Here is a 13,793-nt window from a genome sequence, read left to right on the forward strand (position 1 = left end):
TTTTTCATCCTAAATCCGTCAGTTGCTTGCTTCCAATCCGGCTAGACGCTAATGTTTGTGCGGGTTTGCATCAGATGGGGGTATTCACCAAATGGGTGAGCGCAAAAACAAGCAAAAAATGGCGATTGCGACTGTCTCTGAGCCGATGGTGGTGGGCACCATGGGTGGTCGCATCCACGTGTAGTGGGACGAGTCGGCTCAAGCCATACCCAATGGACAGCTGGTCTTTTTTGCCGAGTTTCTCGCCTGTACGGGTGTCTTTGATCGCTGGGTCGAGCGCTGCCCGCTGACCTACACCAGCCCTAACTCGCCGGGCAACCGGGACGTGCTGGGGACGTTGCTGCTGGCCATCCTGGCCGGACACCAGCGCTATGCACACGTGACCGCCTTTCGTAACGACAGGGGGGTGATCAGGTGGCGAAGAAATCTCTGGGCATGAACAAGATCATTAGCGAGGACTCCTTACGCCGGGCACTGGCCCGGATCGATGAGCAAGCCAGTCAGGCGTGGTTGCGCCCCGCACTCATGTCGAGTGTACGCGAGGCACTGGATCGGGACTGGATACTGGACATTGATGCGAGCGTCAAGCCGTTGTACGGCAAAGAGGAAGGGGCCTTGAAGGGGTACAACCCGCGCAAGCCCGGGCGACCCAGTCACGTGCTGCATACCTACTGGGTGAGTCCGTTGCGACAGGTTCTGGATGTGCAGCTGACGGCGGGTAACCAGCACGCGAGCGCTCACGCCTGAGCTGGACTGGAACAGCTTCTGGGCGATCTGGGTGACAAGACGCCTGCGCTGGTGCGCGATGACAGTGGCTATGGTAACGAGGGGGTTCTGGTGGCGCTTGAGCAACGCCAGCAACCCTATCTGTTGCGTCTTCGCCAGACGGCGAACGTTCAGCGCCTGGTGCAACGCCAGTTTGAGCGGCTGGACTGGAGCCGTACCGATTCGCAGGGCTTTCAGGCGATTCAGGACGAGGTCAGGCTCTCAGGCTGGAGCCAGGCACGACGGGTGGTGATTCTGCGTCGCCGGCTGCGCGAAGGCATTGCCCGGGAGGCGATGGATGATCATGGCCAGCTGCGTCTGGACTTTGCCGATCACCATATTCTGGATGCAGCCCGGATGTGGGAATACACCGTACTGGTGACCAACGCGGACTATCGCCTAGAATCGATTGCCCAGCTGTATCGGGATCGCTGTGATTGCGAGAATGGCTTTGATGAGCTGAAGAATCAGTGGGGACTGTCAGGATTCACCACCCGGGACCTGAATCGCAGTCAGACGACAGCGCGTGCGGGAGCTCTGATCTATAACTGGTGGAGTTGGTACTGTCGGGCCGCACACCCGGGCGGCAGACTCGAGGCGATCACGAGTCGCCCGTTGTTGCTGGCTGCGGTGGGCAAGGCCGCGAGCCATGCCGGACAGACGACTCTGTATCTGACGTCCATGCATGCCAGAACGGACACCATCAATCAGTTGCTGATCAACGTTCGTGCGGCTTTGCGGCATGTCAGATCGACCGCGGAGCAGTTCAAGGATGTTGACCGATGGGGCACCTTGCTGAAGTACGTATGCCAGAGAATTGCACCCCGGATGGACGACCATCCAGCCTGTCTGACACTGCCGGCGACGGGCTAACTGCTGTTTATAGGTTCATTCTCTGGGGACCACGTATGGCCCCTGGTGTACTGCTCGGACAGGCGCTATTGTCCTATTGGTCTGGGCCACCCCTCTTTGGCGGTCTCTTCATTGGCATCTTCAATGCTGCCAAGGGCATGCTTGGCGGTTACCTCTTTCATCGCTGGGGCCTATCGAGCAACTTTGGCCGACCACGCGATGTCATGCTGTTTACGGCAATGGTCTTTTTCATCCTGCAACCAATCTGACCTTCCCTCGATTTTTCGTCTTTCAAGGGGAGACGGGTTTCACTACCAGCTCCTCTGTGAAAACTTACAAGAAGCTTTGTTTTTGATACTAAAGGATATAGCCCGAACGTTTCATAAACCGGGCCTGAGTGCTGCGACTTCCCTAGTTCTTCCTGATTTCTGCACCCTTTGACGTTTCCGTTGCGCGTGCCATGCAGATTGGAGAGTGGATTTTGCCAACTTCTTACCTGCTTTCGCCGATTTCGGCCTGAACGGGTCAGCAACAAGCGTGCATCAACCTCCGATGTCTCGGTTTTGAATTTTTAAAGGGTTGTCTGATCGCGTGTCTGCGCTCAGGCCGGTGCGGGTGGCCGCTGTGTCTGGTAGAGCAGTTCGGTCACCCGCTCCAGAATCCCTTTCACCGGACACCCTGTGGGCAAGGACAGACGAATCCGGTCTTTGTACTGCACGACCCGCACGGCGAGCTTGAACAGCTTGAGGATGATGGTCCCGGGCTGCGCTCTGGCCAGCTCCGTGTGTGCCAGCGTATTCTCACGCAGGCTGTGGATCAGCACATACGCTGCACAGGCATAGAACATCCGCATGTGGTTGGCAAGGAAGGTGTGGTCAGAGGTGCGATCGCTGGCCAGATCGTTCTTGATGGCCTTGATGTAGTTCTCGTCCTGGCCGCGAGCGCAGTACAGCTCGCGATAGAGCAACTCGGCTGTGGGCTCGTTCAGTGAACTCACCACAAACCGGGGGTTCTCGCCCAGCGCCATCACCTCAGCCTTGAGCACGACCCGCCAGGTGCCGGCCTGATAGGACAGGTCGTCATACAGGCGGGTTGCACCCGGGGCAGGCAAGCCGAGATGGCGGGCGCTTTCGCAGCGCGACTGGTAATGGGACTTTGCTCGCTCAAGCAACGGTTGCGCCAGGGGTAGCAGCACCTTGTTGCCCGCCAGTCCAAAGATGAAGTCCATTGCGGGGTCCTGCTCACATAACGCCATGAGTTCCGGGTTGGAGAAATGGCCATCACCGCGCAAGATGATGTGGGTGTCGGGCCAGGCCTGGCGCAGCGCGCGCACCACACGCGCGATGATGGCGGCATTTTCCCGACCTGTGGGGCGCTTGCCCGGGCGCAGGATGGCCGTGATCAGCTTGCCCGAGAGTCCCTCGAACAGAAACAGCGGCATGTAGCAGTGGTGGCGGTAATGGTGGTTGTAAAAGGCGAGTTCCTGCTGGCCGTGAGTGAGATCCTCGGAGTGATCCATGTCGAGCACGATCAAGGCCGGGGCCTGGGCATAGCTGTCGATAAAGGCGTGGACAAAGCTTTTGGCAAGACGATAGATATCACGACGAGTCAGATTGTTCTCCAGCCGTGACAGCGTCGGGCCTGAGGCGAGGTCGGTGTCTGCGTCCAGCGGTGCACGGCCCGCGGCGAGCTTGAACATCGGGTCTGCACGCAAGGCGTTGGCGTCATTGCCATCGGCATATCCGCATGCGCTCACAAAGCTTTTGGCAAGACGATAGATATCACGACGAGTCAGACTGTTCTCCAGCCGTGACAGCGTCGGGCCTGAGGCAAGGTCGGTGTCTGCGTCCAGCGGTGCACGGCCCGCGGCGAGCTTGAACATCGGGTCTGCACGCAAGGCGTTGGCGTCATTGCCATCGGCATATCCGCATGCGCTCTGGAACACGCGCTGGCGCAGCAGATCGGTCATGGAATGAGAGATATACGACGGATGGCGTTTGTCATGGATTGCGCCAGCCAGACGCGAGATCAGCCCGGTTTGCAGATCCGTACCCCGAAGCAGGATGGCGCCGAAATCGCTCGACAGGGCACCACCATCAAACTATGCACGCTCGGTGAAACCAGCACTGGCAGGAAAGCGAAGCTGGGTTGGGATAGAATCATTCATGGGCGGTTTTGTTTAAGCTTCTTACGAAGCGTTATTGGCGTAATCCCAATTATATCAATGGGTTAAACAAATGCCGCCCATTTCCGTGAAAAATCCGGGATAGAGACGAACGCAAGTGAACCTTTGATGAAGCATCGAAAGACGATAAATGATGTCAAAACCGTGGTCATGTCAGAGGCCCGGGACAAGGTCTGGGGAGTGCCTGATTATTGGCCAGTATGTGTTTGCGAGTTTCAGCAGATCGGTCAATTTTTTGACCACGGCTGATTCTGACTGCATCCTCAGCAAGTGGGCGAACCCGGTCCGGTTGTCACGAATCCGGACATCGCGCACTTTCCACAATTCATCGCGAATTGGCCTGATCGAGACACCGGTTTTGATCTCCAGATACTTCGCCAACATCACGGCCATGAGGCAGGTGACGATGTGCGAACGAATGGCATCCTGCGTGCGGCTATAGATCGGACGTGCCTGTAAGTCTGGCTTGTTGGTCCGGAATGCCTGCTCGACATGCCAGAGGTCGTGGTAGTGGCGTACCACGTTCTCATCGGGCAATTCCTGTGCCTTGTTGTTCAGTTCATCGTCAAACTCGAACTGAACCTTGCGATCGGCCTTCTTGGCGAATCGGGCTCTTCTGCCCGGTTCGCCACGATCAAGTAATGCCCGCGCACGGTTGACCTGTTTTTCGAGCTCTCGCTTATCTTTCTTGCAGCGCGCGTGCGAGAACTGGCACACGATACTGACGTCGACCTGGGCTTTGCCGTTCCTGAGCGAGTGAGAGAAACGGCGCACCGCCTTGTCGATACGTGGCATCTTTGAGTCGATGTGATCAATGAATGCCTTGCTGTGATTGGCTAATCGAGCGCCCACGATGTATCGATAGCCTTGCTGCTGTAACTGGTACATGTTTTCAGTTGACAGCATGGCGGCATCGGCCACGATGATGGGCTTGCAGGCTGATCCGACGCGCTGCTCAAAGCGTTTGAGAATCTCCAGCATCGTGTGACCTTCAAAGGTATTGCCCTCAAAGACCTCGTGCATGACAGGAAAGCCTGACGTGGTGGTGATCAGACCGATGACGATTTGCGGCTGCTGGGGTTTATTGTCCTTGGAGAAGCCGGGTCGCTGAAAGTCGTACTCTTTGAACGACTTAAAATACAACGTCGTGACGTCATAGAGAATCAGGGGTGGCGAGGTTGATCAGCTTAGGGAAATTGAGAATATCTAAGGCGCGATGGACTTCGTAGAGGAAAGCATAAAGCCTGGGTCAATCGTTACAGAAGTTTTTATCAGAGAGTTGCATACTCTTACTGTACAGGGACTTGATCGTGAAGGAGATCGAAATCCTGGTTCATATCGCACCAACCAGGTTTCAATTGCCCAATCCAAGCATTTGCCTCCTGATACTGTCCTCGTTCCTCAGTACATGGCTGAATTTGTCGCTTTTGTAAACCGCGAAGATCCTCAGAAATATGATTTGATGAAGGTTGCCCTTGCGCACCATCGGTTTGGCTGGATACATCCGTTTGGTAATGGCAATGGTCGGGTGGTGCGACTGCTTACATATGCATTGATGATCGAGTACGGTTTCAATGTCCAGGAGGGCGGCAGGCTTTTGAATCTAACCGCGGTCTTTTGTAGTGACCGGGACAGATACTACGAGATGTTGGGTGTTGCCGACACAGGTACTGATGATGGGTTGGAGTGCTGGTGCACCTACGTCCTCACAGGTGTGCTTGCGGAGTTGAAGAAGGTGGATCAACTCCTTGACTTTTCATATCTCCTTCCTTGGATATTGGTTCCAGCCATTCGGTTTTCTGTGGAACGTCGTTGGATTACCGAGTTGGAGTCAAAAGTGCTGATGATCGCCCTTAATGCCAATGGAGGTCAGGTGAGATCTGCTGATCTTGCTGTTGCTATGCCGGACTTAAGTGACTCACAACGTACGAGGCGCATCGGCAAGTTGGTTGAATCAAGAATGCTGGTACCTACCGGGCCGAAGTCTCGCATTTACACGGCAGGACTTGCGAATAGTTACTTGGTTCGTGGAATTATGCGTTCGCTTGCGGATCAGGGGTTCATCTCAACGCGTTTGGTTGGGTAATAGTGCTTGACGGTCGCAATATTTTCGCCCCCTGACAACATGAAGCGGCTTCTGAAGTTAGCAAGCCAGTTATAACTGTTCGTCGCTCCTGAGGAGTTCTGATCTGCTTTTTATCTTAGACAGAAAGCAGCCTTCATGTTCAGTGCAGGCGAGAAGCTGGATTATGTGTTTACGACCCACCCAGGGCGAGTTGCCGTTCTGAGAAACACAGACCCCTTGAAAGGAATCATGGCGCCGACGGCGCCATTTTTACCTTCCTCCCGCCGCATGTTGACCATCGTCAAACGTGAAAACCAGTCCATCAAATCACGTGAGCACACTCACTCGCCTGAATAAGCGGCAAGGCTTGCATCTCGGTACCGATTTCAACGATCAGCATGGCTGCACCGATACGATCTACACCTGGAATGGTCTCAAGCAGATCCAGTGCATAGCGTTGTGCAGTGAGTCCTTCGAGCAGGCGCTCTGATTGCGATTGTCGAGGTGCCTCGCGTTCCAAGGAAAGAAGAAAGCCATCAGATTTTCAACCAAGGCGCGCGTCAGCCAGCGCACGCGGTTGGCCAAAATTGCAAAAAAGTGAATGCTGCAAGTGGGTGCTGGAAGATACCCGTACAAGTCCAGGTTAAAGCGTTTTGATCTGGTCACGCCCAGCAGATTTTGCTTGCAGTAATGCCGTATCGGCCCGATTCAAGGTGCTGGAGTAGGACTCTCCAGGTTGATAACTCGTTAGGCCGATGCTGGCCGAGACGAGCTTCTCAAGAAAATCGACCTGGATCTGCTTGATACCTTGGCTCACACGCCCGAAAACCGGCACAGCGGACTCAATGGAGGTTTCCGGCAGTATGATCAGGAATTCCTCGCCACCCCAACGGCCGCAGAGATCTTGCTCTCTCAGTGCATCTCGAATGGCAAAGGCGATTTCACGTAACACCTTGTCTCCGGCCTCATGTCCGTATCTGTCATTGACTTCCTTGAAGCGATCGACGTCCAAAACGCCCAGAACATAGGAAGTGCCTTTGCAATTCGCGCGTTTGGTTTCCTCTTTTAGCTGGTTCATCAGGAAACGGCGGTTGCCCAGTTCGGTCAGCGGATCTTGCAAAGATGCGTCTCGCAGCGCTTCGGTCATTTCACGCAGGCTGTTCTGATATCGGTCTGAAATGCGCGCGAGTTTCTCCAGTCGACGCAATTGCCAGTCGTATTGCTGCACCAGCGTCAGATTCCGGTCTCTCGATATGCCGTGATAACCGTCGGATATTCGCACAAGACGATACAGGCGCTCCCGTTGCCGCTCATTCAGGCTGAACAACTGAGAGAGAAAGGGATACAAAGGATTGTCGCTGTGCTGAGAATCCGCCAGAAGGGCTTGAATGTCTCGAAGCAGCTGCTCTTCCTCAGAAGCATGCAAGTGCTTATCGCTCATCGGCCGCGATCTGAAAGGGGAAGCTGCAGTCATCTCTGAACTCATCGGCTACTTCTAACACCCGTTCATTTTGCGGGTCGTAGTACCAGCTCACGCGCACGCCGCGGCCTTTGCTGTGCGCATCTTCCAGCAGGTCGAAGATGTCCATCATGGCTTTGACTGAGCTGGTGTTCATGTAAACCAGGCGCAGCTCCAGCTGCAGCGGTGCTGTGGTTTCCTTAAGATAGGACTCAATCCAGTCAATGACGGGACTAAAGAGCTCGAAGGAGTTCTCTGGATAGGAATCCCCTTGCATGAAAAGGCGACCTTCTTCCCACGTCCCGATGATGGTCGGCGTGGACTGACTGCCTTGAATATTTAACGCGTTCATGGTGATACGATACCAGCAAAAATTCAGATTACGGCACGCAGGCTGAAAAAGGCACGCTGGTCTGGGGTGGTGGTCAAACTGCCTTGCAACGGCCGGGCCGATTTTCTCGCAATATCAATCAGTCCCAGGCCTGCGCCACTGACGGCGTCTTCATCCCGAGGCTGGCGAAGCTGAATTTTGTAGGCATTTTTCAGTGCGGCCTTGTCCATGCTTGCCAGTTTATCAACGCGCAGCAAAAGCGCTTCGCCATCGGATTGCCGGACCAGATTTCCCGCTTCGACGACATAATGACCTTCCGCATCCCGTGCCACGACCACAGTGGCGGAGCTTTCCAGATCATTGTAGCCTTGGGCCATTGCATAGTGGCGGATGTTCTGGGTCATTTCGATATAGGCACTAAAAACATCCATCGCGGCAGAAGGTTGCGCCTGGTCTGCTTGCAGGTAATTTTTCAGGGCATTGCCGATCTCTTCGATCAGACTGCGAGAAATAGGACCGTTGAAACACAGCAGAATATTGCGGCGATTGAAATGCTCTCTCAATCCAACGAGATCTATTGAGTCCATTGCAGATCCTGTTCATTCGAATCGGAACGATAGTATCGTGATATCGTCCCGTTGCGGGTAATTGCCTCGATAGGCTTCAAGAGCCTGATCCAGTTTACTGGCCTGTTGCTCCATGGGCAAGCGGGCATGCTGCAAAAGCAACTGGGCAAAACGGCTGTTACCAAAACCATAACCTCTGTCTCCGCCGGCCTGATCGAGGAAGCCGTCCGTTACCAGGTAGTAGGTCACGCCGGGGCGCAGCCTGATTTCCGTATCGACATAGACACCTTGTCGCCTGTCCCCGATCGCCCGGCGACCGCCTTTGATTTCGCCTACTTCCTGACCATCGCTCCAGTACAAACCAATCTTGGCACCCGCGTAGCGCAGTATCCGGTTCTCACGATCTACATAGGCCAGGCCCGCGTCCATATTGGTGGCAATGGCTCGTGGCAAGTCACATTGTTGCAGCATGCCGCGAATGGTGTTGTCGGTGTGGCTCAGGATGCTGGCCGGGGATGCGATGCCGACCTGGTTCATGGCATGATCCAGCGCCGAGCGCGCCAGCATCGTCATCAGTGCGCCGGGCACGCCATGCCCGGCGCAATCAATGACGCCAACGAGATATCGCTCGCCTTCGACGCGAAAGATGTAAAAATCTCCGCCTACGACATCTCGCGGACGCCAGAGCACAAAGTGATGCGGCCCGAGCAATTGCCTTAGTTGCTGATCGGGAAGTATGGCCCGCTGAATCAGGCTCGCGTAGTCGATCGAGTCGTTGATCTTCTGGTGAGCGCGCCGCATGTCCTGATTGGCAGACTCCAGCGCCTGGGTGCGTGCCTGGACCTTGTTTTCCAGCTCTTCGGTATTACTGCGAACCTGTTCGGCCATGATGCCGAACGCCCGGCTCAGATCGCCCAGTTCGTCCCCGCCTGGTGGTGGAAGGGAAACTTCAAAGTCACCTTTTGCCATGGCAGTCGCTGAAAACCGCAGTTTGCGCAGTGGTTGCAATACCAGTTTTTCCATGGCGAAGAGAAAAAACAGCAGCCAGATGCTGATCAAGACAACCAGGGTCAGAATGGCAGCATTCAACCAGTTTTTGTCGAGCACCTGTGCAGACTTGAGGTCGACCGCGGTGACAACGAACCATTTCAGCTCAGGAATGTAGGACAGGGCCAGTAGCTGCTCCTTGCCATCGAGGTCTGCGAGCAAGGTGCTGACTTCACCCGGGTGAGCCTGCGCCTGCTTCATGGCTGCTGCCAGCGCTGCGCGTGGTGCGCCTTCCGGCAGATGACCTGCCAGGGTTTGGTCAGGGCTGGCAGTGCTGCCAGTCTGGTTAAAGGCGATCAACTGTTCGTCGCGGTGCGCCTGGATCGCACCCGTCTCGTTGATGATCATCGTCGTCACACCTGCTTCGTTTCCGGCAATGTATTCTTCGAGAAAACTGCTCAGGTCGATACCCGTGCCGGCAATGCCAATCTTGTGACCGTTCTCGCGAATGCTGACATTCAGCCAGACCCGGGTGGTTTGCAGTTCGCTGTTCAAATCGACATTGATGTTGTAAGCATCAGCACTGTCCATTGAGCTAAAAAACCAGGCGTCGGTCGGGTTGCCCTTCTCGAGGGTATAGCGCGGTGACTCGCTGTAGGGATTGCTGTTGTCGTTGGAGTAGTAATTCTGGCTCAAATCACTCACAACAAAATAGGCCTGATCACTAAAATCCTTGCGGTAGCCCTCGGCCTCATTGAAGAAAAGTGCTTTCTTCTCCTTGTTCTGCTCGTCCAGCAACCACTGGCGCGTCAGCACTGAATCAGCAAAACGCTGAGATAGCGCGAGTTCCATGGCAACCGGGGCCATGATGCTCTGTCTCTTGAGTTGCGTGAAGTTGACGGCATAGGCGTTACCAAAATAGTTGCGAACACTTTCCAGCACCTGCCAGCCGATCAAACTGGCGGGTAGCAGTGCCATCAGACAGGCCAGCATCAGTGCTAACAACGCTTTGGCACGAAGACCACGACCCCAAATTGCCATTCTATTGCCTCAAGTCAGACCATTCTCCCGGAGTATATCGATCCGAAAGTGAGTTCAGGGGAGTGTATTAGGGATTCGCGCAATTGCTGTGAGTGCCCAACAAAATGCACCTTGATCTGCGCGTCGCCCGGAAAGGGGCGAGACTGTGGGAATGTATACGATGAGAAGACACAGAAAACACAGATTCAGGTGCCGGACCAGACTGTGGGTGGCAGCCATGCGTCTTTGCAGTCGAGTGTGAATAACCAGATTTGACGATGAATCTGGCGATGAATCAGGTTACGCTCGAATCAACCCGCGGTGAATGCGCTGAACACAGTATCGGGAACACCTGCGCCACGGTCAGGAAGTATGCAGGCGTGTCCATCGACGTGTCCGATCACGCGAAAGACGGGTGACGTCAAGAAGGGCGTTCATGGCTTGCTGCACTGTGAGCACCGACACATGCGTGATTCTGGTGGGTGGTTTTCTGCGAAAGGCTCCGTGGTCTGTTGAACGTTACCCTGATGAGTGCAGGCTGGTTGTCGCACCAGATCACCTCAAAGCAAAGCGCTCACCTGAAGAGGTGCCGAGGTTTGTCTATCTACTTGCACTTTCCGGCGAATTCGGTGAAATTGCTCTGATGCGGATGATCAAAGCAATTGGTTGTTCATCGCCTGCGCGGCTTTGCTCTGGCTTCCTGCATGGCTCTCTTCCTTGAAAGGCATAAAGCAGCATTTGGACAAGATGATCAAAGGGAACAAGTTGCGACTGCGTTACTTTTTTGATGCAGGCAGTGGCGTATGTCTGTGGTCGGGTGACGATGCGACAGAGGCACAATACGGTTTTGCTATTGACGCTGACGATCTGCCGTTATCGATCAACACCCGACAATGGTTGCGGTATCTGATTGCCTGGTTTGATACTTCGCTGGACTGGGATGATGCTGGAGGGCCTGCGCGCTGGTCTGCTGAGGAACAAACGCGCTTTCGGCTGGCTGCACAGGATGGCTTTTCGCGACTTCAGCATGAGTTGGCCTCGGCAGGGTATGACGTGTTTGATGAATCCTGCACGGCAGGCGACTCTTGTCCCAATCCTGCCAGCCTGCGGATTCGCATCTTCTTGCCTGCCGCTGATCCCTGCGATGCGAATGGCCATCATCAGGCTTTGCTGACTGCCCTGGCTGCGTTCTCGCCCAGCACCCTCCATGCTCCAGAGCCATATTGGAAGGAACCCGGCTGGTACGAGCATTATTTTGAATTATTCCCTGCCGATCTGGCCACCTTTGATGCCATAGTGGCCCACTCTGAACAAGGCTGGCATGTCACAAGAAACGGTGAGTGCGATGCGGTATGGAACGCGTCGCCTGGTCATGTGTTCCTGCTACCAGAGGTCATCTGGGCCAATCTCTTTCTGTTTTGCCCCAACCCGCCCGCACCAGACCAGGAATACCTGCCCTCATGATCGCGACCCCGCAGTGTTGATCATCTGGTCTTGTCGCAGCACAGAGCAATAAGACAGGTGTCATTGTTCCCGGCATTTTGCACACCCTGATCCCTGCAATGCGACTGATCAGGCATCCAGCGAATGACGCGCGAGAAGTGGCTGCATGTCGCGGTGGCCGTTGGGCAATCATGAACACCACACCGTCATGCCCCATCAATCAATAGACGAGGCGATACGGCTTGTAGAGTACCCAGGCGGTATGTCTACGAGTTCGAGAAATTCTCTGCGTAGCGGTTGCACCCCGGTATGGTAGCAAGTGACTCTGTGGTCGCCAACAACCGAACCAGAACGTGATTTTCGCTCGTCAGGTCATCGAACTCGGTGATGTAATACGTAGATCGTATCCAGATCATGCTCCCTCTGTGAACAGGACGTTGTCGTTCGACGTCATCGGGCCAACGCTTTCCTGGCCCTGAGCCTTGCCAACATATCAGAAAGTGGTTTGACTTTACTGCAGGCCACTTCCTGCTGCCCGAAGGCCAGCACTTTCAATAATGCAAGTGTTTCCTGCTTTGCCTCGTAGCTGACCACATCCGGTAAAATTGCTCTGGCCTGGGTGATGACAGGAATTTCACGTTGTTCACCGACTGACCAGCTCCTTGATCAGTGCATCCTCACAGAAACACTGTCAAACCCGTCATCATTGACTGCGTCGCTCAGCCCAGGCGTTCTGTTAGATTGGTTCGGCTCAAACCCACTGCAACCCATGCAGGAAGTCTGCTCGGGTTGCAATGGTAAGGATAGAAACGACATTCAGTCAGGCAATGGCTGCAGACTGGGGGATATTTGCCTGGCGGGCGTTCAGTTCATGCAACTGTTCCCCCAGATATCGCGCAATTGCACGCATGCCGTACACGCCCGCTACCGCTTCAGCGTCGCTGTTGTAGTTGGTATTGGTATTGACATCGTAGGTGTAGATTTCACCTGCTTCATCAACGATGAACTCAATCCCGGCAATTTCTATCCCGTTTTCTGCAATGAAACGCTGGTAGCGCTGGATGACCGGGTTGTCAAAACCCTCGATGATATGAAAGCGTGGCGAGGGTGCTGCAGGTGCTGCCTGTGCTGCCGCTGCGGTTTCCCCCACCGGGCAAAACACATCACCGATCTGGCAGACGTCTGCCGGGCAGAGTTCGAACCCCAGTGACGTATCAACACGCACGGCATAAAGGAATTCTCCGCCCACGAATTCGACGCGTGTGATGTAGGGTTGTGGCGCGCGAATGTATTGCTGGATCAGCGTGATGCCATCGACGGACGGGTCGAATTGCTCGCCGTTCACATAGTCCTGCAGCGCATCGATGTTATGGAAAAGCTGTACGCCCAGTCCTTTGCCCGCCCGGTTATGTTTGGTGATGAATGATCCTGTCATCTGGCGGGCGGCTTCGATGATGTTCTGCTTGCCAACCGCAGCGATGGTACGCGGGGTCTTGACGCCGTAGTTCTGCAAGGCAACGTACTGGGCGACCTTGCTCACTTCAAGTTGCAGGGCACGACTGTTATTGACAACCCGCCGACCATGCGCTTCAAGCCAGGAGAGAACCGCTGCCGTGTATTCAGGTGCGTAACGATGATCACGCGTGTGCGACGAAGCACTCATCCGGTTGTAGAACACCCCCTCGGGCGGTGGCACGGACAGATCCAGGTTGCCTTCGTCGAGAAACCACTCTTCGTAAGGTAAATCCAGTTCCCGAAAAGCAGCTTGCAATGGTTCCACCCAGGCGGAGTTCTCATGAATCACATAAATTTTCGACATATCCCATCTTCTCGGCGCCGGCTACACAAACGCTGTCCGGAACGGCACACCCGGACAATGGGACAGAGTAATGAAAACCCGTTAAAACCAGAACGACATTTTTGTCATTTTTTTATAATCATGGGTAATTAAGATCATGGAATCTTCTCGCTCGCCATCCAGTGTTTGAGCCATTGAATGTGTCACCACGACTCATCTGGTGACAGCCTGAGGAGAGGATATCCTCCAACCCTGCCTGGGTCATATGCTCATTTCAGCGGGTATCTGAGTCCGGTGAGGCAAGGTGCGCTTGCTTGCCCAT

General features: G+C 54.7%; 13 protein-coding genes and 3 pseudogenes. 6 read left to right on the forward strand and 10 right to left on the reverse strand.

Annotated elements, in window-relative coordinates:
- Positions 1 to 70 precede the first annotated feature (70 nt).
- Entirely contained in the window at positions 71 to 379 is a 309-nt protein-coding gene (locus tag DBV39_RS19795; protein ID WP_227870768.1) for a hypothetical protein, read from the reverse strand.
- Between the two features lie 56 nt (positions 380 to 435).
- Between DBV39_RS19795 and DBV39_RS19800 the strand changes: the two genes are divergently transcribed.
- Genes DBV39_RS19800 through DBV39_RS02020 form a run of 3 tightly spaced genes read left to right on the forward strand, consistent with a single transcriptional unit; the run spans position 436 to position 1,886 of the window.
- A complete protein-coding gene (locus tag DBV39_RS19800; RefSeq protein WP_227870769.1) occupies positions 436 to 747 on the forward strand; it encodes a hypothetical protein in 312 nt (103 codons plus the stop codon).
- A 51-nt stretch (positions 748 to 798) separates the two neighbouring features.
- Positions 799 to 1,638, forward strand: coding sequence for a transposase (locus DBV39_RS02015; RefSeq protein ID WP_265416025.1), 840 nt, complete (start codon positions 799 to 801; stop codon positions 1,636 to 1,638).
- A gap of 35 nt (positions 1,639 to 1,673) precedes the next feature.
- Positions 1,674 to 1,886 (forward strand): hypothetical protein, encoded by a 213-nt coding sequence (locus DBV39_RS02020; RefSeq protein ID WP_108620130.1) that lies wholly within the window; start codon positions 1,674 to 1,676, stop codon positions 1,884 to 1,886.
- Positions 1,887 to 2,218: 332 nt separating this feature from the next.
- Here DBV39_RS02020 and DBV39_RS02025 read toward each other — a convergent pair.
- From DBV39_RS02025 to DBV39_RS02035, 3 pseudogenes are all read right to left on the reverse strand, one after another.
- Positions 2,219 to 3,412, reverse strand: a pseudogene (locus DBV39_RS02025) (IS1380 family transposase); the annotation flags it as partial.
- Between the two features lie 6 nt (positions 3,413 to 3,418).
- Positions 3,419 to 3,784 (reverse strand): annotated as a pseudogene (locus DBV39_RS19675) (transposase); the annotation flags it as partial.
- Between the two features lie 171 nt (positions 3,785 to 3,955).
- Positions 3,956 to 4,969 (reverse strand): annotated as a pseudogene (locus DBV39_RS02035) (IS1634 family transposase); the annotation flags it as partial.
- A gap of 49 nt (positions 4,970 to 5,018) precedes the next feature.
- Here DBV39_RS02035 and DBV39_RS02040 point away from each other — a divergent pair.
- Positions 5,019 to 5,888, forward strand: a complete 870-nt coding sequence (locus DBV39_RS02040; protein WP_108620134.1) for a Fic family protein — start codon at positions 5,019 to 5,021, stop codon at positions 5,886 to 5,888.
- Between the two features lie 301 nt (positions 5,889 to 6,189).
- Here DBV39_RS02040 and DBV39_RS20195 read toward each other — a convergent pair whose 3' ends face one another.
- The 5 genes from DBV39_RS20195 to siaA form a co-directional block, all read right to left on the reverse strand.
- Entirely contained in the window at positions 6,190 to 6,387 is a 198-nt protein-coding gene (locus DBV39_RS20195) for a hypothetical protein (protein WP_108620135.1), read from the reverse strand.
- A gap of 123 nt (positions 6,388 to 6,510) precedes the next feature.
- Entirely contained in the window at positions 6,511 to 7,353 is an 843-nt protein-coding gene (gene siaD, locus DBV39_RS02050) for a biofilm regulation diguanylate cyclase SiaD (RefSeq protein WP_322348735.1), read from the reverse strand.
- Positions 7,298 to 7,678: a biofilm regulation phosphoprotein SiaC gene (siaC, locus tag DBV39_RS02055; protein ID WP_108620137.1), complete on the reverse strand. Its 381-nt coding sequence runs from the start codon at positions 7,676 to 7,678 to the stop codon at positions 7,298 to 7,300. The genes siaD and siaC overlap by 56 nt, the downstream gene beginning before the upstream one ends.
- Positions 7,679 to 7,701: 23 nt before the next feature.
- Entirely contained in the window at positions 7,702 to 8,244 is a 543-nt protein-coding gene (siaB, locus tag DBV39_RS02060) for a biofilm regulation protein kinase SiaB (RefSeq protein WP_108620138.1), read from the reverse strand.
- 12 nt (positions 8,245 to 8,256) lie between these two features.
- A complete protein-coding gene (gene siaA, locus DBV39_RS02065; RefSeq protein ID WP_108620139.1) occupies positions 8,257 to 10,251 on the reverse strand; it encodes a biofilm regulation protein phosphatase SiaA in 1,995 nt (664 codons plus the stop codon).
- A gap of 448 nt (positions 10,252 to 10,699) precedes the next feature.
- Here siaA and DBV39_RS02070 point away from each other — a divergent pair, with 448 nt between their 5' ends.
- Complete coding sequence (locus tag DBV39_RS02070; protein WP_159078737.1) at positions 10,700 to 10,951, forward strand: hypothetical protein; 252 nt, start codon at positions 10,700 to 10,702, stop codon at positions 10,949 to 10,951.
- Positions 10,952 to 10,977: 26 nt separating this feature from the next.
- A complete protein-coding gene (locus DBV39_RS02075) occupies positions 10,978 to 11,694 on the forward strand; it encodes a hypothetical protein (protein WP_159078738.1) in 717 nt (238 codons plus the stop codon).
- Positions 11,695 to 12,493: 799 nt separating this feature from the next.
- Here the strand turns inward: DBV39_RS02075 and DBV39_RS02080 are convergent.
- The gene (locus tag DBV39_RS02080; protein WP_108620142.1) at positions 12,494 to 13,492 is read right to left on the reverse strand and encodes an ATP-grasp domain-containing protein; all 999 of its coding nucleotides are present in this window, start codon (positions 13,490 to 13,492) and stop codon (positions 12,494 to 12,496) included.
- Between the last annotated feature and the right edge of the window lie 301 nt (positions 13,493 to 13,793).

Origin of the sequence: Orrella marina, assembly GCF_003058465.1 — a bacterium.
In the GTDB taxonomy this organism is placed as follows: Bacteria; Pseudomonadota; Gammaproteobacteria; order Burkholderiales; family Burkholderiaceae_B; genus Algicoccus; species Algicoccus marinus.